The 22,252-nt window shown below is 69.1% G+C and carries 21 protein-coding genes; 16 read left to right on the top strand and 5 right to left on the bottom strand.

Going from position 1 to position 22,252, the window contains the following annotated elements:
* The first annotated feature begins 3 nt into the window (after window positions 1-3).
* The 5 genes from QLQ86_RS02195 to QLQ86_RS02175 all read left to right on the top strand — a co-directional run bounded on the left by QLQ86_RS02195 (window position 4) and on the right by QLQ86_RS02175 (window position 6,170).
* Window positions 4-744, top strand: a complete 741-nt coding sequence (locus QLQ86_RS02195) for a DsbC family protein (protein WP_282815781.1) — start codon at window positions 4-6, stop codon at window positions 742-744.
* An 85-nt stretch (window positions 745-829) separates the two neighbouring features.
* Window positions 830-2,146, top strand: coding sequence for a homoserine dehydrogenase (locus QLQ86_RS02190; RefSeq protein WP_282734120.1), 1,317 nt, complete (start codon window positions 830-832; stop codon window positions 2,144-2,146).
* Between the two features lie 3 nt (window positions 2,147-2,149).
* Window positions 2,150-3,538, top strand: coding sequence for a threonine synthase (gene thrC / locus QLQ86_RS02185; protein WP_282815780.1), 1,389 nt, complete (start codon window positions 2,150-2,152; stop codon window positions 3,536-3,538).
* A gap of 201 nt (window positions 3,539-3,739) precedes the next feature.
* Window positions 3,740-5,542 (top strand): single-stranded-DNA-specific exonuclease RecJ, encoded by a 1,803-nt coding sequence (locus QLQ86_RS02180; RefSeq protein ID WP_282815779.1) that lies wholly within the window; start codon window positions 3,740-3,742, stop codon window positions 5,540-5,542.
* Between the two features lie 10 nt (window positions 5,543-5,552).
* Window positions 5,553-6,170 carry a YitT family protein gene (locus QLQ86_RS02175; protein WP_282815778.1) on the top strand — a complete coding sequence of 206 codons (618 nt, stop codon included), beginning with the start codon at window positions 5,553-5,555 and terminating at the stop codon, window positions 6,168-6,170.
* Between the two features lie 123 nt (window positions 6,171-6,293).
* On the opposite strand, the gene QLQ86_RS02170 is transcribed toward QLQ86_RS02175, so the two are convergent.
* The 3 genes from QLQ86_RS02170 to QLQ86_RS02160 all read right to left on the bottom strand — a co-directional run bounded on the left by QLQ86_RS02170 (window position 6,294) and on the right by QLQ86_RS02160 (window position 10,071).
* Window positions 6,294-6,713: a VOC family protein gene (locus QLQ86_RS02170; RefSeq protein ID WP_282815777.1), complete on the bottom strand. Its 420-nt coding sequence runs from the start codon at window positions 6,711-6,713 to the stop codon at window positions 6,294-6,296.
* A 116-nt stretch (window positions 6,714-6,829) separates the two neighbouring features.
* Window positions 6,830-9,631, bottom strand: a complete 2,802-nt coding sequence (locus QLQ86_RS02165; RefSeq protein ID WP_326521262.1) for a heavy metal translocating P-type ATPase — start codon at window positions 9,629-9,631, stop codon at window positions 6,830-6,832.
* Window positions 9,628-10,071 carry a MerR family transcriptional regulator gene (locus tag QLQ86_RS02160; protein ID WP_282815776.1) on the bottom strand — a complete coding sequence of 148 codons (444 nt, stop codon included), beginning with the start codon at window positions 10,069-10,071 and terminating at the stop codon, window positions 9,628-9,630. The genes QLQ86_RS02165 and QLQ86_RS02160 overlap by 4 nt, the downstream gene beginning before the upstream one ends.
* A gap of 280 nt (window positions 10,072-10,351) precedes the next feature.
* On the opposite strand from QLQ86_RS02160, the gene QLQ86_RS02155 reads away from it, so the two are divergent.
* The 8 genes from QLQ86_RS02155 (at window position 10,352) to QLQ86_RS02120 (ending at window position 18,217) form a co-directional block, all read left to right on the top strand.
* A complete protein-coding gene (locus QLQ86_RS02155) occupies window positions 10,352-11,695 on the top strand; it encodes an OmpP1/FadL family transporter (RefSeq protein ID WP_282815775.1) in 1,344 nt (447 codons plus the stop codon).
* Window positions 11,696-11,889: 194 nt separating this feature from the next.
* Window positions 11,890-12,988 (top strand): peptide chain release factor 2 gene (gene prfB / locus QLQ86_RS02150; protein WP_407650026.1). Its coding sequence is split into 2 segments (ribosomal slippage): window positions 11,890-11,964 and window positions 11,966-12,988, totalling 1,098 coding nucleotides; the frame shifts between segments, so codons are not numbered across the junction.
* 97 nt (window positions 12,989-13,085) lie between these two features.
* The gene (gene lysS / locus QLQ86_RS02145; protein ID WP_282815774.1) at window positions 13,086-14,636 is read left to right on the top strand and encodes a lysine--tRNA ligase; all 1,551 of its coding nucleotides are present in this window, start codon (window positions 13,086-13,088) and stop codon (window positions 14,634-14,636) included.
* A 76-nt stretch (window positions 14,637-14,712) separates the two neighbouring features.
* Window positions 14,713-15,099 (top strand): hypothetical protein, encoded by a 387-nt coding sequence (locus tag QLQ86_RS02140; RefSeq protein WP_282734128.1) that lies wholly within the window; start codon window positions 14,713-14,715, stop codon window positions 15,097-15,099.
* Window positions 15,100-15,178: 79 nt separating this feature from the next.
* Window positions 15,179-16,603: an MFS transporter gene (locus QLQ86_RS02135; RefSeq protein ID WP_282815773.1), complete on the top strand. Its 1,425-nt coding sequence runs from the start codon at window positions 15,179-15,181 to the stop codon at window positions 16,601-16,603.
* Window positions 16,604-16,648: 45 nt separating this feature from the next.
* Entirely contained in the window at window positions 16,649-16,960 is a 312-nt protein-coding gene (locus tag QLQ86_RS02130) for a BolA family protein (RefSeq protein WP_282734130.1), read from the top strand.
* A complete protein-coding gene (locus tag QLQ86_RS02125; protein WP_282734131.1) occupies window positions 16,957-17,769 on the top strand; it encodes a hypothetical protein in 813 nt (270 codons plus the stop codon). Before QLQ86_RS02130 ends, QLQ86_RS02125 begins: the two co-directional genes overlap by 4 nt.
* Window positions 17,756-18,217 (top strand): GNAT family N-acetyltransferase, encoded by a 462-nt coding sequence (locus QLQ86_RS02120; protein ID WP_282815772.1) that lies wholly within the window; start codon window positions 17,756-17,758, stop codon window positions 18,215-18,217. The genes QLQ86_RS02125 and QLQ86_RS02120 overlap by 14 nt, the downstream gene beginning before the upstream one ends.
* Window positions 18,218-18,224: 7 nt before the next feature.
* Here QLQ86_RS02120 and QLQ86_RS02115 read toward each other — a convergent pair whose 3' ends face one another.
* Together QLQ86_RS02115 and rsmD are read right to left on the bottom strand one after the other, a co-directional pair.
* Window positions 18,225-18,419, bottom strand: a complete 195-nt coding sequence (locus tag QLQ86_RS02115) for a cell division protein ZapB (protein WP_282734133.1) — start codon at window positions 18,417-18,419, stop codon at window positions 18,225-18,227.
* A gap of 82 nt (window positions 18,420-18,501) precedes the next feature.
* Window positions 18,502-19,146 carry a 16S rRNA (guanine(966)-N(2))-methyltransferase RsmD gene (gene rsmD, locus QLQ86_RS02110; RefSeq protein WP_282815771.1) on the bottom strand — a complete coding sequence of 215 codons (645 nt, stop codon included), beginning with the start codon at window positions 19,144-19,146 and terminating at the stop codon, window positions 18,502-18,504.
* 91 nt (window positions 19,147-19,237) lie between these two features.
* Between rsmD and ftsY the strand changes: the two genes are divergently transcribed.
* Genes ftsY through ftsX form a run of 3 tightly spaced genes read left to right on the top strand, consistent with a single transcriptional unit; the run spans window position 19,238 to window position 22,202 of the window.
* Window positions 19,238-20,566, top strand: coding sequence for a signal recognition particle-docking protein FtsY (gene ftsY, locus QLQ86_RS02105; RefSeq protein ID WP_282815770.1), 1,329 nt, complete (start codon window positions 19,238-19,240; stop codon window positions 20,564-20,566).
* Complete coding sequence (gene ftsE / locus QLQ86_RS02100; RefSeq protein ID WP_282734136.1) at window positions 20,563-21,231, top strand: cell division ATP-binding protein FtsE; 669 nt, start codon at window positions 20,563-20,565, stop codon at window positions 21,229-21,231. The genes ftsY and ftsE overlap by 4 nt, the downstream gene beginning before the upstream one ends.
* Window positions 21,228-22,202 (top strand): permease-like cell division protein FtsX, encoded by a 975-nt coding sequence (gene ftsX / locus QLQ86_RS02095; RefSeq protein WP_282815769.1) that lies wholly within the window; start codon window positions 21,228-21,230, stop codon window positions 22,200-22,202. Before ftsE ends, ftsX begins: the two co-directional genes overlap by 4 nt.
* Window positions 22,203-22,252: the final 50 nt, after the last annotated feature.

Below are 22,252 nucleotides of genomic sequence, written 5' to 3'. Positions count from 1 at the left end.
CTCATGAGACGATCGACCCTTACCCTCGGCGGCGGACTGCTCGCCGCCTCCCTGGCCCTGCTGCCCGTTGCCCAGGCCGACCCGGCCGAACAGCTGGCCGAGACCCTCACGGTCAACGGCCAGTCCATGCCGGTGGAGCGCGTGCGCGAGACACCTCTGGAAGGCTTCTTCGAGGTCCGGCTGGAGAGCGGGGAGACCTTCTACAGCAACGCCGAGGGCAGCCACTTCCTGGTCGGTGACCTCTACGAGAACGGCGAGAGCGGCCTGGTCAACCTCACCGAGCAGGGGAACAATGCCGAGCGCAGCGGGCGTCTCGCCGCGGTGCCGGAGAGCGAGCGGGTGGTCTTCCGCGGCGCCGACGAGAGCCGCGCCACCCTCATGGTCTTCACCGACACCACCTGCCCCTACTGCCGTCAGCTCCATGAGGAGGTGCCGCGCCTCAACGAGATGGGTATCGAGGTGCACTACCTGGCCTTCCCGCGCAGCGGCCTGGGCTCGCCGGGGGGGCGGGAGCTGCAGCAGGTGTGGTGCGCCGACAATCCGGCCGAGGCCATGTCCGCGGCCAAGCGCGAGGAAGCGCTCTCGGGTGCCGCCGACTGCGACAATCCGGTCGAGGAACAGTATCATCTGGGCATGGAGCTCGGCGTCCAGGGCACGCCGGCGATCGTGCTGCCCGATGGTCGCCTGGTACCCGGCTATGTGCCGGCGGAGCGCCTGGCCGCCATGCTCGGCCTGAACGAGTGATGACCGACGTCGACGAACGTCGGCACGGCGGGCCCGGACGGGCCCGATCCACGCTGAGACACACGCCAGAACGAGGGGAATGACATTGAAACCGGTGAGAGTGGGAATCTGTGGCCTGGGGACCGTCGGTGGCGGAACCTTCAACGTGCTGACGCGCAATGCCGACGACATCGCCCGGCGGGCGGGGCGTCCGATCGTCATCGAGCAGGTCGCCTTCCGCAGCCTCAATCCCGACTGTGACACCACCGGCATCCGGACCACCTCCGACGTCTTCGAGGTGGCCACCAACCCCGACATCGACGTGCTGGTCGAACTGATCGGGGGCTACGACGTGGCCCGCGAGCTGGTGCTCACCGCCATCGAGCACGGCAAGCACGTGGTCACCGCCAACAAGGCGCTGATCGCCGTGCACGGCAACGAGATATTCCGCGCCGCCCACGAGAAGGGCGTGATCGTCGCCTTCGAGGCCGCGGTGGCCGGCGGCATCCCGGTGATCAAGTCGCTGCGCGAGGGCCTGGGCGCCAACCGCATCGAGTGGGTGGCCGGCATCATCAACGGCACCGGCAACTACATCCTGACCCACATGCGCGACGAGGGGCGTGCCTTCGAGGACGTGCTCGCCGAGGCCCAGGCGCTGGGCTACGCCGAGTCCGACCCGACCTTCGACGTCGAGGGCATCGACGCCGCCCACAAGCTGACCATCCTCGCCTCCATCGCCTACGGCGTGCCGCTGCAGTTCGACAAGGCCTACACCGAGGGCATCTCGCGCATCACCGCCGACGACGTGGAGCAGGCCGACAACCTGGGCTACATCATCAAGCACCTGGGCATCTCCAAGCGCACCGAGGCGGGCCTCGAGCTACGCGTGCACCCGACCCTGATTCCCAAGGAGCGCCTGCTGGCGAGCGTCCATGGCGTCAAGAACGCCATCGCCATCATGGGCGATGCCGTCGGGCCGACTCTCTACTACGGGGCCGGTGCCGGCGCCGAGCCCACCGCCTCCGCGGTGGTCGCCGACCTGCTGGACGTGGCGCGCGACATCGCCACCGACCACCACTACCGGGTGCCCTACCTGGCCTTCAGCGGCATCGGCGAACCGGAGTGCGACCTGCCGATCATGCCCATGGAGGACATCATCACCGCCTACTACCTCAGGCTGCTGGCGGTGGACCGTCCCGGCGTGCTGGCGCGGGTGGCGACGATCCTCTCCGAGCAGGGCATCTCGATCGAGGCGCTGATCCAGAAGGAGGCCACCGAGGGCGAGCTGGTGCCGATCATCCTGCTGACCCATCGCACCCGCGAGAAGCAGATGAACGAGGCGATCCGCCTGATCGAGTCGCTGGCCGACATCGCCGGACCGGTGACGCGGATTCGCGTCGAGTCGCTGGACGAGCAGGAGTAAGCCATGCGCTATATCAGCACCCGCGGGCAGGCGCCCGCGCTCTCCTTCGAGGAGGTCGTGCTCACCGGAATGGCCAGCGATGGCGGCCTCTACGTGCCGGAGGAGATTCCGATGCTTTCCCATGACGACCTGGCGGCCATGGCGGGGCTCTCCTATGCCGAGATCGCCTTCCGGGTCATGAAGCCTTACGTCAACGGCGAGATCGACGATGCGACCTTCCGGGGCATCGTCGAGGAGGCCTATGCCACCTTCAGCCACGACGCCGTGGTGCCCCTCAACCAGCTCGACGCCAACCACTTCCTGCTCGAGCTGTTCCACGGCCCGACCCTGGCCTTCAAGGACGTGGCCCTGCAGCTGCTCGGCCGCATCCTCGACCACTTCCTGCAGAAGCGCGGCGAGCGGGCCGTCATCATGGGGGCGACCTCCGGCGACACCGGCTCGGCGGCCATCGAGGGCTGTCGCCACTGCGACAACCTCGACATCTTCATCCTGCACCCCCACCAGCGGGTCTCGGAGGTGCAGCGCCGCCAGATGACCACGGTGCTGGCCGACAACGTCTTCAACGTCGCCATCGAGGGCAACTTCGATGACGCCCAGGCCATGGTCAAGGCGAGCTTCGCCGACCAGGGCTTCCTCGACGGCACCCGGCTGGTGGCGGTGAACTCCATCAACTGGGCGCGCATCATGGCCCAGATCGTCTACTACGTCGCCTCGGCCGTGGCGCTGGGGGCCCCCCACCGGGCGGTGAGCTTCTGCGTGCCCTCGGCCAACTTCGGCAATGTCTTCGCCGGCTACATGGCCAAGCGCATGGGGCTGCCGGTGACACAGTTCATCATCGCCACCAACGCCAACGACATCCTGCACCGTACCCTGGCCGACAACGACTTCTCCAAGCAGGAGCTGGTGGCCACCCTGGCGCCCTCCATGGACATCGTGGTGTCGTCCAATTTCGAGCGGCTGCTGTTCGAGGCCTACGAGCGCGACGGGGCGGCGGTGAAGGCCCTGCTCGAGCGCTTCCAGAGCGAGCCCTCGGCGCTGGCCGAGGCGCCGCTGGCCAGGCTGCGCGAGTCCTTCGCCAGCCACAGCGTGAGTGATGCCACCATCCTGGAGGTGATCCGCGAGGCGCATCACCGCACCCAGGAGATCCTCGACCCGCACACCGCCACCGGCTACCGTGCCGCCGAGCAGGCGCGTGCCGATGCCGCGACCCCGGTGATCACCCTGGCCACGGCCCACCCGGCCAAGTTCGCCGAGGCGGTGGTCAAGGCCGGCTTCCCGGGGGTGCCGCTGCCGCCGCACATGGACGACCTGCTGGAGCGCGAGGAGCGCTACAGCGTGCTGCCGGCGGAGCTTTCTGCCGTGCAGCGGTTCGTCGTCGAGAACCGCCGCTGAACCGCATGCCTTTAGTGCAGCGTCATCACTAGCGAGGGGCGCCGGGGATAGGCCGAAGAGGAGGTCCTATGCCAGGGATGGCATCGGTAGCGCCCAGGGATGGGTTCACAGCGCCTCCTCGCAGGCCTGTCGCCGGATCAGCCCCGAGCGGGCTGCTGCCCCCTGTTCTCAACCGTCCGCGATAACCCGCAGGAGTCAGGCTTGGACGCCGTCACCGATCCCATCGAGCTGCAGGGGCGCTTGCGCCCCCGCATCCAGCCCAGGCCCCGCGATGAGGCGCTCTATGCCCGTGCCCGCGAAGAGGGCCTGACCGAGCTTCAGGCCCGGGTGCTGGCGGGGCGGCTTGCCGGTTACCAGGGTGAACTGGCGCCGCTGGTCTCGCCCAGCCTGCGCCACCTGGCCCACCCCGAGAAACTCGCCGACGCACGGCGTGCGGCCGAGCGCATCGCCCAGGCGGTGGTGGATGGCGAGCATATCGGCATCCTCACCGACTACGACGTGGACGGCATCACCTCCCACGTGGTGATCCGGCGCACCCTGGTCGAGCTCTTCGGGGTGCCCGAAGCCCGCCTGCACAGCCTGATCGGCCACCGCATCCATGACGGCTACGGCATCAGCCTGCCGCTGGTGGAGCGCACCCTGGGGCTCTCGCCACGGCCAAGCCTGGTGATCACCGCCGACTGCGGCAGCTCCGACGAGCCGCGCATCGCCCGGCTCCGGGACGCCGGCATCGAGGTGGTGGTCAGCGACCACCACGCCCTGCCGGTGGAGGGCCCGCCGGCCTCGGCCTACGCCGTGGTCAATCCCACCCGTGACGACTGCGCCTACCCCGACCCGACCATCGCCGGGTGCATGGTGGCCTGGCTGGTGATGTCGCTGACTCGCGGCGTGCTGATCGAGTGGGGCGTGCTGCCCGAGGCGACGCCCAAGCTCTCGCCCTGGCTCTCCTACGTGGCGCTGGGCACGGTGGCCGACTGCGTCTCCCTGGGCGGCAGCGCCGCCAACCGCGCCGTGGTGACCCACGGCCTGGCGCTGATCAACCGCATGGAGGCCGCCTGCTGGCGTGCCATGGCGGCACGCCTGGGGGCCGACAGCGTGCCCTTCGATGCCGAGACCCTGGCCTTCCAGATGGGGCCTCGGATCAACGCCCGTTCGCGGCTCGACGATCCCTATGCGGCGCTGCACTTCATGCTCGCGGCGGATGACGCCACGGCGGCGCGGCACCTGGAGACGCTGGACCAGGATAACCAGTCGCGCAAGGCGATCGAGGCGGAAATGGCCGAGGAGGCCAGGGCCCTGGCGCTGCCGGCCCTGACGGCCGACGAGCCCGCCATCGTCGTCTTCCTGGCGTCCGGGCATCCCGGCGTGCAGGGCATCGTCGCATCAAGGCTGGTGCAGGCCTTCGGCCGGCCGGCCCTGGTGCTGACGCCGGCGGCGGCCCCCGGCATGCTCACCGGCTCAGGGCGCTCCATCGAGGGACTGCACCTGCGCGACGCCCTGCAGCGGACCTTCGAACTGGCGCCCGAGGCGCTGCCGCGCTTCGGTGGCCACCGCGGCGCCGCCGGGGTGGGGGTGCCGCGCGAGCACCTGGCGGCGTTCCGTACGGCCTTCCTGCACGCGGTGGGCGAGCAGCTTGGTGATACCGAACTCTGCCCGCGGATCTTCACCGACGGCGAGCTGGCGTCCCATCAGCTCGGCCTAGCCACCCTGGACGAGGTCGAGCGGCTGGGGCCCTATGGCCGGGAGTTCGATGCCCCGCTGTTCCAGGGCGAGTTCCTGGTCGAGGCGCTTCGCCCGGTGGGGGCCGATGGCAGCCACCTGATGCTCGAGCTCTCCGCCGGGGCCACGAGCCTGAAGGCGATCTGGTTTCGCGCCCTGACTCCCGGGGAGGTGCCGGCCTTCGGCATCGGCGATCGCCTGCGCTGTGCCTACAAGCTCAATCGCAACCGCTGGCGGGGGCGCGAGAGCCTTCAGCTGATGGTCGAGCACGCCGAGCCACTATAAGGAAAGAGAGATGGATCCCCAGGAACTGCCCACCGATCCCCATCGCGCCCATGAGGACGTGATGGCGATGCTGGTCGGCACGCTCTTCGTCGCCCTCGGCGTCAGCTTCTATACCCAGGCGATGCTGCTCACCGGCAGTACCGCGGGCCTTGCCTTCCTGCTGCAGTATGCCACCGGCTGGCGCTTCGGCATCGGGTTCTTCCTGATCAACCTGCCGTTCTACTGGCTGGCCGTGCGTCGCATGGGCTGGTCGTTCACGCTGCGCACCTTCGTGGCCATCGGCCTGGTCTCGCTGTTCTCGGAGCTCACCGCCGGCTGGATCCGCATCGAGTGGCTACAGCCGCTCTATGCGGCCCTGATGGGCGGCAGCCTGATCGGCATCGGCATGCTGGTGCTGTTCCGCCATCGCACGAGTCTCGGCGGCATCAATATCCTCGCGCTCTTCCTGCAGGACCGCTATGGCTGGCGGGCGGGCTACGTCCAGCTGGGTATCGATGCGCTCATTATGCTGGTCGCCCTGCTGGTGCTGCCGATGGAGCGGGTAGGGCTCTCGGTGCTGGGCGCCGTGGCGCTCAACCTGATCATCGCGCTGAACCACAAGCCGGGGCGCTACATGGGCGTCAGCTGAGGCGTGGTGACTCAGTAGTTGGGCCAGACCCCGGGTGTGGCCAGCTCCAGCAGTTGCCCGTCGGGGTCACGGTCTAATAAAGAGGCAGACTCTCCCGGGAGAGCGATATCACGAGCACTGGTCTCAATAGTTGGGCCAGACGCCCGGCGTGGCCAGCTCCAGCAGGTGGCCGTCGGGGTCACGGAAATAGAGACTCTCTCCCCCTCGTGGCCAGTGGGTGCGCCCCTCGATGGCAATGCCATGGTCCTCGAGCTGGCCCTCCCAGGCCGCGAGTTCGCGGGCCGCGATGGCGAAGGCGAGGTGCACCCGGCCGCTGCCGTCGTGGGGCGGGATCGTGCCCATCTCGTCCGGCAACACCACGGTCTCCAGCGTCTCGCCATGCAGGAAGAGCAGCAGCACCGAGCCGGCCCCGGCGTCATAGGCGGTGAAGCGATGGTCGGCGTTGAAGGGCGAGAGCCCCATCACGCCCTCGAAGAAGGTCCGTGCCCGGGCCATGTCCTTCACGTAGAGCGCGGTCTCCAGTACGCCGTTGAGCCTGGGCATGGCTACCTCCGTTTCCATTATCCCCCTTAAGCCTAGCAAGGATCAGCGTTGGCTCCCCCAGAACCACCAGGCGATCAGGGCGATCAGCGCCAGGCCGGCGAGATTGACGATCCAACTCATGACAGGGCCTCCTTCGTTTCCCGGGGGGGTGAGGTTTCCTTGCCGGCATCGGTGTCGCCCCGAGTACGGAACAGGCGCAGCCGGTTGGCATTGCTCACCACGGTGATCGAGGAGAGCGACATGGCGGCCCCGGCGATCATCGGCGAGAGCAGGGTGCCGGTGATGGGGTAGAGCACCCCGGCGGCGATGGGAATGCCCAGGGTGTTGTAGCCGAAGGCGCCCACCAGGTTCTGCTTGATGTTGCGCAGGGTGGCCCGGCTGATCTCGATGGCGGCGGCCACGCCGTGCAGCGAGCCGCGCACCAGGGTGATGCCGGCGCTCTCGATGGCCACGTCGGTGCCCTGGCCGATGGCGAAGCCCACGTCGGCCCGGGCCAGGGCCGGGGCGTCGTTGATGCCGTCGCCCACCATGCCGACGACCTCGCCCTCGCCCTGAAGGCGCTCGATCTCGGCGTGCTTGTCCTCGGGCAGCAGGCCGGCGCGGAAGTCGTCGATGCCGACTTCCCGGGCGATGGCGCCGGCGGTGTGCGCGTTGTCGCCGGTGAGCATCACCACCTTGAGGCCGTCGGCCTGCAGGCGCTTCACTGCCGCGATGGTGTCATGGCGCAGCGGGTCGCTGATGCCGAACAGCGCGGCCAGCCGGCCATCCACCGCCAGATAGACCACGGTGCGCGCCTTCTCTTCCAGTTTGCCGGCAATGTCGCGGCCGCTGGAAAGATCGATCCCGGCTTCCTCCAGCAGGCGGGCATTACCCAGCAGCAGCGCTCTGCCGTCGGCGGTGGTCGCCTTGACCCCGCCGCCGGTGACGGTGTCGAAGTCGCGAATCTCGCCGGGCTCGGCCTGCCGTTCTTCCGCGTGGGTCATCAGGGCGGCCGCGAGGGGGTGCTCGGAGCCGCGCTCCAGGGCCACCACCAGGCCCAGCACCTCCCGCTCGTCGCCCTCGAGCACCTCCGATTCCGTCACCTCCGGCTTGCCCTCGGTCAGGGTGCCGGTCTTGTCCACCACCAGGGTGGTGAGCCTGCTGGCGGTCTGCAGGGCATCGCCGCTTCTCACCAGCACGCCATGCTCGGCCGCCTTGCCCACGCCGATCATGGTCGAGATCGGCGTGGCCAGGCCCAGGGCGCAGGGGCAGGCGATGATCAGCACCGTGGTGGCGGTGACCAGCATATGGATCACCCGTGGCTCGGCACCGAAGTTGAACCAGGCCAGCGCGGTGATCACGGCGATGATCATCACCGAGGGCACGAAGACGCTGGACACCTGATCGGCCAGCTGGCCGATGGGCGGGCGGGAGTTCTGGGCGCTGGCCACCTGCTCGGTGATCTGGCCCAGGCGGGTGTCGGCACCGACGCGGGTGGCGCGATAGACCAGCGAACCCTTGCCGTTGACCGTGCCGGCACTCACCTCGTCGCCCTCGCCCTTGGTCACCGGCAGGGGCTCGCCGGTGAGCATGGACTCGTCGATATGGCTCTGCCCCTCGGTCACCTCGCCGTCCACCGGCAGGCGTTCGCCGGGGCGCACGCGGATGTGGTCGCCCTCGCGCACCTCGTCGATGTCGACCTCGCGCTCCTCGCCGTCGCGGATCACCCGCGCGGTACGGCTCTGCAGGTCGAGCAGTCGCTTGAGGGCGTCGCTGGTCCGGCCCCGCGCCCGTAACTCCAGGGCATTGCCCAGCAGCACCAGGCCGATGATCATCGCCGAGGCCTCGAAGTAGATGCCGCGGGCCACCTCGGGCAGCCAGGGGGCGAAGGCCACCACCGCCATGGAGTAGAGCCAGGCGGTGCCGGTGCCCATGGCGATCAGGGTATCCATGTTGGCCTGGTGGTGCCGGAAGTTCTTCCAGGCATTGACGAAGAAGTGGCGGCCCGGGAACACCATCACAGCAAGCGTCAGCAGGCCGATCACCAGCCAGTAGAGCCGCCCGGCCCCCACGGGGTGGGGGTGGAAGACGAACATGCTCGCCATGAGGGGCACGGCCAGGGCCAGCGACCAGGCACTCCCCTTCAGGCGGCGGCGATACTCCCGCGCGTCGCGCTCGGCGCGGGCCTGCTCGGCCTCGCGCATGTCGACGATGGGCTCGGCACCGTAGCCCACGTCCTCCACGGCCTGGACCAGGGCATCCGGGTCGGCGCTGCCGCGCACCTGGGCGGTATGGGTGCCGAAGTTGACCTCCGCGCCGACCACGCCGGGCGTGCGCTCCAGGGCCTGCTGGACGCTCTTCACGCAGCTGGCACAGGTCATGCCGCTGATCGACAGCCGTCGGGTGGTGGCGCGCGCGTCGCTCTCTTCCGCCTCTGGGGCCTTCTCCTGCTCGGACGTCTCCTCCTGACCGGATGGGCACTCGGGCCCCGGCTCGGGGGATGACTGGGTCTCTGCGTCGGCAGCGTCCGTGGGCCGAGCGGGTGGGTAGCCGGCCTGTTCCAGCAGCCGGTCCAGGGTGGTGACCTCCAGGGCAGTCTCCACCTCCAGGCGCTTCTCGTCCGGGAAGCCGACCACCTCGGCCTCCGGGTCCTCGGCCTGGATCGCCTTGCGCATCCTGCCGACACAGCCCTGGCAGCTCATGCCCGGCACGCGGCGCTCATGGTGCCGTCGGCCGGCTGCCGGGTAGCCGGCCTCGGCCAGCGCCTTGTCCAGGGCGTCATCGGTCAGGGTGGTGGTGACCTCGAGGCGCTTCTCGGACGGCATGCCGGTGACCTCGGCCTGCGCGTCACGGGCCTGGATGGCCCGGCGCATGGTGGCCACGCAACCCTGGCAGTTCATGCCGGGCACCTGGCGTTCCAGGGGCTGTCTGGCGTTCATCGGGTCTCCTCGCCGGTCTCTTGGCCGGCATTGAGCGGTTCGGGAAAGCTCTCGATCAGGCGGCAGAGGCTGTGGCCGTCGGGGGTGCCGTCGGGCATCTCCTCCCAGGCGGCAAGGGCCTGCTCCATGCGCGAAGCCAGGGACTGCAGCTCGCGGATCCGTTCACGGATCTGCGGCAGCCGGCTGGCCAGCAGGTCGCGCACCATGGGACAGGGCGAGTCGCCATGGTCGGCGTGGTCGAGGATGTCGCGGATCTCGGCCACGCCGAACCCCAGGGTACGGGCCCGCTGGATGAAGCGCAGCCGGTCCAGATCCTTCTGTCCGAACAACTGGTAGCCGTTCTCGGGATGGCGCTCGGGATGCAGCAGCCCCTCGCGTATGTAGTGGCGTACGGTTTCGGCGGTGACGCCGGCCAGCCGTGCCAGTTCGCTGACCTTCATGGCGGTGTCTCTCGGCGATGTCATGGCGCAAGTGTAAAACCCTTGTGTTACCCATAGGTCAAGGGGTAGTGGAGACACGCCTGCCGAGCTGCACGTATGTTGTCTAAGTCAATGAAAATTCAAGAAATGAAACAGTTGTTCGACCAAAGTATTAGCACTTTTTGCTTTCAAACGGCCGTTTGTGCTTGATCCCGGGTGGCGGATTCGCAAACACTGCGGGTACGCCAGAAGGATCAACGACAAGTACCCAGCATCACCTACCCGAAAGGATGTCGAGCCCATGCACAACAAGTTCAACAAGCTCTCCCTCGCCGTGGCCCTTGCCTCCACGGCACTGATCGCCAGCCAGGTGTCCGCCTCCGGCTTCCAGGTCCGCGAGCAGAGTGCCAAGACGTTGGCCAACGCTCTCTCCAACGCCACCGCCGGTGCCGAGGACGCCAGCTTCATGGCCTACAACCCGGCCGCCATCGGCAATATCGACGGCAACCAGGTCGTCGGCGGGGTGGCCTATATCGATGCCAATTTCGAGTTGCAGGATGCCGAGGCCAGCAGCCTCGGTGGCGTGGTCAATTATGATCGCGGGGGCTCTCGCGAGGGGGGGGAAACGGCGGTGGTCCCGGCCTTTGCCGCCAAGACGCAGCTGAACGAGCAGTTCGATCTGGGCCTGGCCATCTATGCCCCCTACGGGCTCTCCACCAAGTACGACGAGGACTGGATCGGCCGCTACCACGCCGTCGAGACCGAGCTGACCACCATCGACTTCCAGCCGACGCTCAACTATCGGGCGACCGAACGCCTCAACCTGGCGGTGGGTCTGCGGGCGCAATATGCGGATGCGACGCTCTCTAATGCCAGTGACTTCGGTTCTTTAGCTTTTAGAGCAGGTGATCCGAGGGCCACCCCTGGACAAAATGATGTCATCGGTGAGGTGACGGGTGATGACTGGGGCTATGGCTACACTCTGGGGACGCTATTCCAGGTGACCGATCAGACTCGCCTGGGTGTCAGCTATCGTTCGGAAATTGACCTGACCCTCGACGGCGAGCTCGACGTCAGGGGCACGGATCCCCTCTCGGACGGCGCTATTGCCGCGGGGCGGGTGACTGGAACTGGTGGCAAGGCCGAGCTGACCACGCCGGCCAACCTGAATCTGGGGATCTACCACCAGCTGACCGATCGGCTGGCGCTGATGGCCAATGCCGAGTGGACCGAGTGGAGCAGCTTCGACGAACTGGTGGTCGAGTTCGAAGATGGCCGCGATCCGAGTCGGACCGAGGAAAACTGGGACGATACCTGGGCCTTCTCGGTGGGCGCCAACTATGCGCTGACCCCGCAGTGGCTGCTGCGCGCCGGCCTGGGCGTGGACGAGAGCCCGGTGCCGAGCGCCGAGTACCGCACCCCGCGGGTGCCGGATGCCGATCGCCAGTGGGCCACTTTCGGTGCCACCTGGATGCCCAGCCCGGAGCTCGGCATCACCGCCGGCTACATGCATGTCTTCGCCGACGATGGCGATATCGACCAGCAGGCGACCGCCACCAACGAGAATGCGAGCAGGGGCAACCTCTCGGGGACCTACGAGGTTTCGGCGGATGTGTTCGCCCTGTCCGTGGACTACCGCTTCTGAGCATCGATCCTGCACCCGACCTCGAGACCCGGCTTCGGCCGGGTCTCATCGTTCTGGACGCCCGTCGGCGTGGGGATGGATGCGGCGCGGCGGCACTTTCGCTACAATAGGCGCCTTTTCCGTGCCGTCGGCGGCCCTGGCGTCGAGCCCGCGCCGCGGCGGCTATCGTTCCATCGCAGACTCGGATGAGCCCCATGCTGGAAACCAACCCGATTCACCACCTGATCAAGGACCTGTCCGAGCGGACAGACGTCCTGAGGGGGTATCTTTGACTATGCCGAGAAGAAGGATCGGCTAGAGGAAGTCACCCGCGAGCTCGAGGATCCGGACGTCTGGAGCGACCCGGACAATGCCCAGAAGCTCGGCAAGGAGCGGGCGACGCTGGAGGCGATCGTGGCCACCATCGACGAGCTCGACCAGGGGCTCGGCGACAGTCGCGACCTGCTCGAGCTCGCCGAGATGGAGGAGGACGAGGGCACCGTCGCCGAGGTCCAGAAGGAGCTCGAGGGGCTGCAGGCCAGCCTCGAGAAGCTCGAGTTCCGGCGCATGTTCTCCGGCGAGATGGACGAGAACAACGCCTATCTCGACATCCAGGCCGGTTCCGGCGGTACCGAGGCCCAGGACTGGGCCAACATGCTGCTGCGCATGTACCTGCGCTGGGCCGAGCACCACGGCTTCAAGGCCGAGATCATCGAGGTCTCCGCCGGCGAGGTGGCAGGCATCAAATCGGCCACCGTGCACATCCAGGGGGAGTACGCCTTCGGCTGGCTGCGCACCGAGACCGGCGTGCATCGCCTGGTGCGGAAGAGTCCCTTCGATTCCGGCGGCCGTCGGCATACCTCGTTCGCCTCGGTGTTCCTGTCGCCGGAGGTGGATGACAGCTTCGAGGTCGAGATCAATCCCTCGGACCTGCGCACCGATACCTACCGTTCCAGCGGCGCCGGTGGGCAGCACGTCAACACCACCGACTCGGCCGTGCGCATCACCCACGAGCCCACCGGCATCGTGGTGGCCTGCCAGAGCCAGCGCAGCCAGCACGCCAACCGCGACTTCGCCATGAAGCAGCTCAAGGCGAAGCTGTGGGAACACGAGATGCAGAAGCGCAACGCGGCCAAGCAGGAGGCCGAGGACTCCAAGGCCGATATCGGCTGGGGCAGCCAGATCCGCTCCTATGTGCTGGATGACCAGCGCATCAAGGACCTGCGTACCGGCGTGCAGTCGAGCAGCTGCGACAAGGTGCTGGACGGTGACCTGGACCCGTTTATCGTCGCAAGCCTCAAGCAGGGCCTCTAGCCCTGCCGCTCATGGCGGGGCGAAGGGCCCCGCCTTGGCGGTGTCCTTCCCTCGCCGCCGTTTTCCGCCCCAGCCCAACTTGATGACAGGTAGCCCTATGGCCAACGAGAGCCCCTCACCGGATAGCCCGCAGAACGACGAGAACCGCCTGATCGCCGAGCGGCGTGCCAAGCTGGCGGCGCGCCGCGAGCGTGCCGCCGAGACCGGCGAGAGCGCCTTCCCCAACGACTTTCGCCGCGACAGCCTGGCGGCCGAACTGAGCGGCGAGCTCGGCGACCGGGAGAAGGCGGACCTGGAGGCCCTGGACCGCCGTGCCGCGGTGTCCGGGCGGGTCATGCGCAAGCGTGGTCCCTTCATCGTCATCCAGGACCCGTCCGGTACGATCCAGCTCTATGTCGACAAGAAGGGGCTGCCGGGCGAGGTGCTGGAGGACGTCAAGGGCTGGGACATCGGCGACATCGTGGCGGCCCGCGGACCGGTGCACAAGTCGGGGAAGGGCGATCTCTACGTGATGATGGTGGAGGCCAGGCTGCTCACCAAGAGCCTACGCCCGCTGCCCGACAAGTTCCACGGTCTCACCGACATGGAGGCGCGCTACCGCCAGCGCTACGTCGACCTGATCATGAACCCCGATTCGCGCAGGGTGTTCGAGACCCGCGCCGGGGTGATCAGCGCCATGCGACGCTTCTTCGAGGATCGCGGCTTCATGGAGGTCGAGACGCCCATGCTGCAGCAGATTCCCGGCGGCGCCACGGCACGTCCCTTCGTCACCCACCACAATGCGCTGGACATCGACATGTACCTGCGGATCGCGCCGGAGCTCTACCTCAAGCGCCTGGTGGTGGGCGGCTTCGAGCGGGTCTTCGAGATCAACCGGAACTTCCGCAACGAGGGGCTCTCTACCCGCCACAACCCCGAATTCACCATGATCGAGTTCTACCAGGCCCATGCGGACCACAACGACCTGATGGACCTCACCGAGGAGATGCTGCGCAGCGTGACCCGAAAGGTGCTGGGCACCACCACGGTGCTGAATACCGTGCGCAACGGCGAGGGCGAGGTGCTGGAGACCTTCGAATACGACTTCGGCCAGCCGCTGCGGCGCATCACGGTGTTCGATGCCATCCTCGAGTTCAACCCGGAGATCCATGCCGAGGCCCTGGCCGACGAGTCCGCCGCGCGCCAGATCGCCGAGCGCCTGGACATCGACGTCAAGGACGGCTGGGGACTGGGCAAGGTACAGATCGAGATCTTCGAGAAGACCGTGGAGCATCGTCTCCAGCAGCCCACCTTCATCACCGAGTACCCCACCGAGGTGAGCCCGCTGGCGCGGCGCAAGGATGCCAACCCCTTCGTCACCGAGCGTTTCGAGTTCTTCGTCGGCGGCCGAGAGATCGCCAACGGCTTCTCGGAGCTCAACGACGCCGAGGATCAGGCCGAGCGGTTCCGCGCCCAGGCCGCGGAGAAGGAGGCCGGCGACCTGGAGGCGATGTACTACGACGCCGACTACGTGCGAGCGCTGGAGGTCGGCCTGCCGCCCACCGCCGGCGAGGGCATCGGCATCGACCGGCTGGTGATGCTGTTCACCGACAGCGCCTCCATCCGCGACGTACTGCTGTTTCCGGCGATGCGCCCCGAGGTGGAGTGATCGGGAGTCGGAAGTGTTGGTAAGGGGCGGCCCGAGCACCCATAATGATCGTCGTTTCGACGTCGAGGAGACCGTGATGAAACTGCTCAACCGCTCCGCCCTGAGCGTCAGGCCGACCCGGCATTTCGTGGAATGGATCAATGCACTCGAACCCACGATGGAGGGCGACGACCTGACCCTGGCCGACGTCGAACGCGAAAGTACCGTCTACCTGATCCCGGAGATGGACGCGCCCGAGGCCCTGGAGGCCTTCGTGCGCGAGCGCTACCTCGAGATCCTGGAGACCGAGCTGCGCGCCTGGGAAGAGGACGAGCGTCAGTGGCCGGAAGCCCTGGACTGGGCGCTCTTCCAGCGCTTCCTGCAGATCGAGCACAGCTACCTGGCCATCGACCTCGACGACGAGGCCGCGCTGGAGATCTCCGAGGTGGATGATGCCCTGCTCCTGGAGACGGACCAGGACTGACCCTCCTGTCCGACAGCGAACATGGGAAACCGGCTTCGGCCGGTTTCCGCGTTATGGACCCCGCAGTGATGGAAGCAGGATGAGCCGACTCTTCGCGACCCGCCCCGGCGACGACGGCCTGCCGGGCCCCGAGCGGCGCCTGGCGGTACTGGCGCTGATCCTCGGTACCCTGATGGCGGTGGTGGACACCACCATGGTCAACATCGCGCTGCCCGCCATGGCGGCCGACCTCGGGGTGTCCGCCTCCCGGGTAGTCTGGGTCACCAACCTCTTCCAGGTCGTCTGTGCCGCCTTCCTGCTGGTCTTCGCCGCCCTCAGCGAACTGGTCAGCCGCCGGCGGCTCTATGCCGCCGGGGTGGCGCTGTTCACCCTGGCGGCCCTGGGCAGCGCCCTGGCGCCGAACCTGGAGACCCTGCTGTTGTTCCGTGCCCTTCAGGGCCTCGGGGCCGCGGCGACCCTCTCCATCGGCCCGTCGCTCTACCGCTCGATCTTCCCCTCGCGGCTGCTCGGCAGCGCCCTGGGGCTCTCCGCCCTGGTGGTGGCCGGTGGCTACGCCGCGGGACCGACCATAGGCGGGCTGGTGCTCTCCGTGGCCAACTGGCCCTGGCTGTTCGCCCTGCACGTGCCCCTGGGACTCTGCGCGTCCTGGCTGGCCTGGCGGGCCTTGCCCCGGGAGGCGGGGCGGCGCGACGGCTTCGACTGGCGCGGGGCGCTCTGTTCGGTGGCCATGCTGGCCGGGCTCTTCCTCGGCCTGGATGGCCTCGGCCACGGGGCGCCGGCCTGGCAGGTACTCGGCTGGCTGGCACTGAGCCTGCTCAGTGGTGGGTTCTTCCTGCATCGCCAGCGTCGGGCCCGCCACCCGCTGCTGCCGCTCTCGCTGTTTGCCGAGCGACGCTTCACGTTGGCGGTCTCGGCCTCGGGGCTTGCCTTCGTCGGCCAGGGCCTGGCCTTCGTGGCGCTCTCCTTCCTCTATCAGCAGGAGATGGGCTTCACGCCACTGGAGACCGCCTGGATGTTCACGCCCTGGCCGCTGGCGATCATGCTGGTGGGCCCCCTGGCCGGGCAACTGGCGGACCGGGTCAACCCCAGCCTGCTCTCCAGCGGTGGCCTGGTGCTGCTGCTCCTGGGGCTTGCTGCCCTGGCCGGGCTCGATGCCGAGGCCGGCGTGGTGGACAGCCTGTGGCGCACGGCGCTCTGCGGTCTTGGCTTCGGGCTCTTCCAGCCGCCCAACAACCGCGAGATGATGGCCAGCGTGCCTCGCGAGCGCAGTGCCAGCGCCTCCGGCGTGATGAGCACGACCCGCACGGTGGGCCAATCGCTGGGGGTGGCCCTGGTGGGCGCCTTCCTGGCGGCCGGTGCGCCGGTGCAGGCGACCCTCTGGGTCGGGGCTGGGGCCTGTGTGCTGTCGCTCGCGGCCAGCCTGGGGCGGGTGTCGCTGGCCGGGCGGGCCCAGCGCGAGGCGCGGCGTGCCGAGCCGCTGCGGGCGTCGTCTGACCCGGACTGAAGGCGTACAATGGCCCCATCATTCACCCAGCATCGGAACCCCGACATGAGCATCCAGGCCACCATCGAAGACAAGCTCAGGGCCCTCGAGCCCGCCTTCCTGGCGGTGGAGAACGAGAGCCATCGGCATAACGTGCCGCCGAACTCCGAGACCCACTTCAAGGTCACCCTGGTCGCCTCCCGCTTCGAGGGGCTGATGCCGGTCAAGCGACACCAGCAGGTCTATGCGCTGCTCGCCGACGAACTCGCCGGCCCCGTCCACGCCCTGGCCCTGCATCTCTTCACCCCCGGGGAGTGGGAGGCCAGCGGCCGCTCCCGCCCCGACTCCCCCGACTGCCGGGGCGGCGGCAAGTCGTGACCCCGGAGCCGCAGCGCCTGCAGTACCTGGAGGCCATGGGCCTGACGGCCTGGGTCTCCCGCTATCGCCTGCCCAATGCCCTGCCCACGCCGCCCTGCGAGTGGGAGAGTGCCGCGCCGGTGGCCGAGGAGCGCCGCGCCCCCGGGGAGCGGCTGCATGCGCTGCTCGACGAGGCCGCGGAGGCCCAGGTCGCCACCCCGCGACCGGCCCCTGCCGAGCCGGAGCCTCGCCACCGCCCCCCGGCCGGCAAGGCCCGGGCGCTGCTCGGTGACCTGGTGCCCGCCGACGAACAGGAGGCGACGCCCGAGACGCAGGCCCCGGCCCCCGTGCGCCATGGCGAGGCGCTGCGCTTCACCCTGCAGGTCGCCTGCCTGGATGGCCGCTGGCTGGTGCTGCTGCCCCGGGAGGCGCCGCCCGGCAGCGTGGAGCTGCGCCTGCTGCGCCACCTGCTGCAGGCCGCTGGCGTGGTGCCCGAGCAGATGCCGGCCTTCGAGGCCTTCCGCTGGCCCCAGGTGGAGGGATTGCCGGTGGAGGCGCCGCTGGAAGAGGCCCGGGAGGGTCTCCAGGCCTTCCTGGCCGGTCGGCAGCGGCGAGGCTGGGTACCGGAACGGCTGCTGGTGTTCGGCGAGGACGAGACCCTCGCGGAGATCCTGACCCTCGCCGACGACCACTGCCCGCTGCTGGCGCTGCCGGCCTGGCAGGGGCCTGCGCTTGGCGAGCTGGCCGGTAGTGCCGAGGCCAAGCGTGCCCTCTGGCCGCGGCTGGCCGGGTGGCGCGACGCCTGGCAGGCGAGTCGTGAGCCCGGCTGAGGTGGTGCGTCGCCTGGTGCCGGCCGACCTGGCGACGCTGTCGGCGCTGGAGCTGGCCGCCAGCTCCGCCCCCTGGAGCCGGGATCAGCTGCAGGCGGCACTGGACGACTCCGACACCCGGGTGTTCGGCATCGAGCGTGAGGCGTGCCTGATCGGCCATGCGATGGTGGTGCGGCTGCCCTTCGATGCGGAGCTTCAGGCGATCCTGGTGGCCAGGGAGGCGCGTGGCCAGGGGGCGGCGGGACGCCTGCTGGCGGCGGTGATCGAACAGGCGCAGGGCTGGCGCAGCGAGCGCCTGCTGCTGGAGGTCAGGGCGGGCAACGCCGCGGCCCTGGCGCTGTATCGGGGGGCGGGGTTCGGCGAGGATGGCCGGCGCCGTGGCTACTACCCGGCAGGCGCTGCCGGCCAGCGGGAGGATGCGCTGCTGATGTCGCTCCCGCTGGCCTGAGGCCGCCTCAGTTGCTGGCGGTCGTCTCGACCTCGTCGAACTTGCCCAGCAGGGCGGAGAGGCGGCGCTCCCACTCCTCGCGTTCCTGCTTCAGACGGGCGTTTTCCTCGCGCAGCTCCTCGGCTTCCATCCTCATCAACTCCAGGGCCTCGACGGCGCTGGTGACCTTCTGTTCGAGCTGGTTGAAGAGTTCGATACTCATCCTGTTCTCCTGACGACATCCTGCTGGTGGGGCGTGCCCGATGGGGGTCCTTCAGCGCGCAGCGTAACGCCGCGCTCGGGGCTCAGCAAGCGTCGCCGTGGGGCGACCCCGCGCCAGCCGGATGCCGGCGGTAGAGCCGCCCGGTGCTGTCGCCCGCACGCACCTCGCGGTGCAGTTGCCAGCTGGCGGGGACCTCGGGGGCGTGCGCCGACTCGGTTTCCACGTAGATCAGCGCCTCCTCGGTGAGCCAGCCGGCCTCCAGGGCGCGGCAGCAGGCCCCGGTGAGCCCCTGGCGGAAGGGCGGGTCGAGAAATACCAGGGAGAAGGGGGTGGGGTCGTCGGCGAGGAAGGCCAGGGCATCGGCGGTGATCAGGCATCCGCGCTCGGCGGCCCCCAGGGTCGCAAGGTTGTCGGCCAGCTGGCGCGCCACCCGGGCGTCGCCCTCGACGAACACCGCCTGCCGGGCGCCCCGCGAGAGGGCTTCCAGGCCGAGTGCCCCGGTGCCGGCGAAGAGGTCGAGGACCCGTGCCCCGGGCGTGACGGCGGCGAGCCAGTTGAACAGCGTCTCGCGCACCCGGTCCGGGGTGGGGCGGAGCCCCGGGTGGTCGAGCACCGGCAGCTGACGGCGCCGGTACTCGCCGCCGATCAGGCGCAGTCGGCCGGGGCGCTTGGCCTGGGCGGCAGCCGGCCGGCGGGGCTTGCGGGAGGGGGGGCGGCGTCGTGTCATGGGGGCGGATTGTAACCGCCGGCTTGTCCACAGTCATGGTGCGCGATGGTAGGATGAGACGATTCGTTCATCCGTGAGGCGTGATCCCCCCATGTTCGGTATTTTCAAGCGCAAGAAGAAGCAGGAAGGGCAGCAGACGACACCGGAACAGGAGGCCGAACGCCGGTCGGACGAGCAAGCGGCAGACGACGCCACCGAGCCCGCGCCGCAGGCGGAGGCCAGCGACGACGAGGACCACGAGGTTACCTCCGGCCGCCAGCCGGCGGAGACGAACGAGCCGGCCCGGGACGCGGCCGCCGAATCCGCCCCGACGCCAGGGGAGGCGGCCAGCGCTCCCGCCTCGACGGTGGAGGCCGGGCCGGCCGTCGAGACTGCGCCCGAACCCGAACCCGAACCCGAACCCGAACCCGAACCCGAACCCGAACCCGAGCCGGCTCGGCCCAGGGCGGCCCTGCAGGAGAAGCCGAGCGCCGAGAAGACGGGCTGGTTCGCGCGCATCCGCGCCGGGCTCGGCAAGACGCGGGCCAACCTCACCGACGGCCTGGCCGACCTCTTCATGGGCCGCAAGCAGATCGACGACGACCTCATGGAGGAGCTCGAGACCCAGCTGCTGATGGCGGACGTGGGCATCGAGGCCACCACCGAGATCATCGACCGGCTCACCGACCGGGTCTCGCGCAAGGAGCTCAAGGAGCCACAGGCGCTCTACCGGGCCCTGCAGGAGGAGCTCGCGGCGATGCTCGAGCCGGTCACCCGGTCGTTGGCGCTGCCGCCCAAGGGTGAAGGCCCCTTCGTGATCCTGGTGGTGGGGGTCAATGGCGTGGGCAAGACCACCACCATCGGCAAGCTGACCCAGCGCTTCCAGCGCGAGGGGCGCAGCGTGATGCTGGCCGCCGGCGACACCTTCCGGGCGGCGGCGGTGGAGCAGTTGAAGGTCTGGGGCGAGCGCAACGACGTGCCGGTGATCGCCCAGCACACCGGGGCCGACAGCGCCTCGGTGATCTTCGATGCCGTGTCGGCCGCCAAGGCGCGGGGCGTCGACGTGCTGATCGCCGACACCGCCGGCCGCCTGCACAACAAGGCCCACCTGATGGAGGAGCTCAAGAAGGTTCGCCGGGTGATGGGCAAGGTCGACGCCAGTGCCCCCCATGAAGTGATGCTGGTGCTCGATGCCGGGACCGGCCAGAACGCCCTCGCCCAGGCCTCGACCTTCAACGAGGCGGTGCCGGTCACCGGCATTACCCTGACCAAGCTCGACGGTACCGCCAAGGGCGGTATCATCTTCGCCCTGGCCCGCCAGCTCGGCACACCGATCCGCTTCATCGGCGTCGGCGAGTCGCTGGATGACCTGCGCCCCTTCGTGGCGAGCGAATTCGTCGATGCCCTGTTCGACCGCGAGCCGGTGTCGCCCGGGTCATGATCGCCTTCGAGCACGTCGGCAAGCGCTACGGAGGGCGCTTCGAGGCGCTCGCCAATATCGACTTCCGGGTGCATCGTGGCGAGATGGTCTTCCTCACTGGCCACTCCGGCGCGGGCAAGAGCTCGCTGCTGCGCCTGATCATGCGCCTGGAGCGACCCAGTCGCGGCAAGGTGCGGGTGGCGGGCCATGACATCGACCGCCTGCACCACAGCCAGATTCCCTTCTATCGCCGCCAGATCGGCGTGGTCTTCCAGGACCACCAGCTGCTCTTCGATCGCTCCATCTATCACAACGTGGCCCTGCCGCTGGAGATCCAGGGGGTCGAGCATCGCGAGGCGGCGCGTCGGGTGCGGGCGGCGCTGGACAAGGTGGGGCTGCTGCACCGCGAGGCCGCGCTGCCCATCGAGCTCTCCGGCGGCGAGCAGCAGCGGGTCGGCATCGCCCGGGCGGTGGTCAACAAGCCGGCGCTGCTGCTCGCCGACGAGCCCACCGGCAACCTCGACCCCCAGCTCTCCGCCGACATCATGGCACTGTTCGAGGACTTCAACCGCATCGGGACCACGGTGATGGTCGCCAGCCATGACCTGGCATTGATCGCCCGGCTGCGACATCGCACCCTGCGGCTCCACGAGGGGCGTCTGGTCGCCGACGAGGAGGTCGCATGAGCCGCGAACCCGCCCCCTCGCCCCGCGGCGCACGCACGCACCGGCCGTCAGGCGGCGTCCGCTGGCGGGCCTGGGCGCGTCACCACCGCGCCATGGCCGTCGACAGTGCCTGCCGCCTGCTGCGCCGGCCACTGGGCAGCTTGCTGACCATGCTGGCCATTGCCATCGCCCTGGTGCTGCCGGCAGGGCTCTGGCTGACCCTGGACAGCGCCCGCCTGCTCGACGCCGAGCTTGAGGAGAGTGCGACCCTCACCACCTATCTGGAGGCCGGGGTCGGGGAGGGCGAGGCCGGGCGCATCGAGGAGGCCCTGGCCGCCCAGGCGGGGGTGGCCGGCACGCGGTTGATCACCGCCGCCGAGGGGATGGCCGAGTTCGAGCAGGCGCTGGGGCTGCGCGATGCCCTGGCGAGGATCGAGGGCAATCCCCTGCCGGCGAGCGTGGTGGTGCGCCCCGGGGACCCCGACCCCGAGGCGGTGCGCGAGCTCGCCGAGACCCTCGAGGCCGTGGTTGGGGTCGAGGAGGTGCGCCTGGACCTCGCCTGGCTCGAGCGCCTGCGCCACCTCGCCGAGCTGGGTCAGCGGGTCACCCTGGCCCTGGGCGTGCTGTTCGGGCTGGGCGTGCTGCTGGTGGTGGGCAACACCATCCGGCTCGCCGTGGAGAATCGCCGCCAGGAGATCGAGGTGGTGACCCTGATCGGCGCCACCCATGCCTTCGTGCGTCGCCCCTTCCTCTACAGCGGGGCCTGGTTCGGGCTGGGCGGCGGCCTGCTGGCCTGGGGCCTGCTGACGCTGGGCAGCGACTGGCTCTCGGCGCCGGTCTCGGCCCTGGCGGCGAGCTACGGGGCCAGCTTCCACCTGCCGCGGCTGGGCCCCGAGGGGTCTACAATACTGCTTGCCTGTAGTACACTACTTGGCTGGCTGGGTGCCTGGATCGCCGTGAATCGGCACCTGGCGGAGATCCGGCCTCGCTGAGGCGAGTGCCGGTCGAATCCACGGGATATCGGGCATCAGCCGGAACTTTC

The sequence above is a fragment of the Halomonas rhizosphaerae genome (genome assembly GCF_030012485.1).
Lineage (GTDB): Bacteria > Pseudomonadota > Gammaproteobacteria > Pseudomonadales > Halomonadaceae > Halomonas > Halomonas rhizosphaerae.
Note: the sequence above shows the minus strand (reverse complement) of the source record. Positions and strands in the feature narration are given on the sequence as shown.

Bases quoted from the DNA above. Each gene is read 5' to 3' on its own strand.
- QLQ86_RS02195 (WP_282815781.1), top strand. From the start codon at position 4: ATGAGACGATCGACCCTTACCCTCGGCGGCGGACTGCTCGCCGCCTCC.
- thrC (WP_282815780.1), top strand. From the start codon at position 2,150: ATGCGCTATATCAGCACCCGCGGGCAGGCGCCCGCGCTCTCCTTCGAG.
- QLQ86_RS02175 (WP_282815778.1), top strand. From the start codon at position 5,553: ATGGATCCCCAGGAACTGCCCACCGATCCCCATCGCGCCCATGAGGAC.
- QLQ86_RS02170 (WP_282815777.1), bottom strand. From the start codon at position 6,713: ATGCCCAGGCTCAACGGCGTACTGGAGACCGCGCTCTACGTGAAGGAC.
- QLQ86_RS02165 (WP_326521262.1), bottom strand. From the start codon at position 9,631: ATGAACGCCAGACAGCCCCTGGAACGCCAGGTGCCCGGCATGAACTGC.
- QLQ86_RS02160 (WP_282815776.1), bottom strand. From the start codon at position 10,071: ATGAAGGTCAGCGAACTGGCACGGCTGGCCGGCGTCACCGCCGAAACC.
- QLQ86_RS02155 (WP_282815775.1), top strand. From the start codon at position 10,352: ATGCACAACAAGTTCAACAAGCTCTCCCTCGCCGTGGCCCTTGCCTCC.
- lysS (WP_282815774.1), top strand. From the start codon at position 13,086: ATGGCCAACGAGAGCCCCTCACCGGATAGCCCGCAGAACGACGAGAAC.
- QLQ86_RS02140 (WP_282734128.1), top strand. From the start codon at position 14,713: ATGAAACTGCTCAACCGCTCCGCCCTGAGCGTCAGGCCGACCCGGCAT.
- QLQ86_RS02135 (WP_282815773.1), top strand. From the start codon at position 15,179: ATGAGCCGACTCTTCGCGACCCGCCCCGGCGACGACGGCCTGCCGGGC.
- QLQ86_RS02130 (WP_282734130.1), top strand. From the start codon at position 16,649: ATGAGCATCCAGGCCACCATCGAAGACAAGCTCAGGGCCCTCGAGCCC.
- QLQ86_RS02115 (WP_282734133.1), bottom strand. From the start codon at position 18,419: ATGAGTATCGAACTCTTCAACCAGCTCGAACAGAAGGTCACCAGCGCC.
- rsmD (WP_282815771.1), bottom strand. From the start codon at position 19,146: ATGACACGACGCCGCCCCCCCTCCCGCAAGCCCCGCCGGCCGGCTGCC.
- ftsY (WP_282815770.1), top strand. From the start codon at position 19,238: ATGTTCGGTATTTTCAAGCGCAAGAAGAAGCAGGAAGGGCAGCAGACG.
- ftsE (WP_282734136.1), top strand. From the start codon at position 20,563: ATGATCGCCTTCGAGCACGTCGGCAAGCGCTACGGAGGGCGCTTCGAG.
- ftsX (WP_282815769.1), top strand. From the start codon at position 21,228: ATGAGCCGCGAACCCGCCCCCTCGCCCCGCGGCGCACGCACGCACCGG.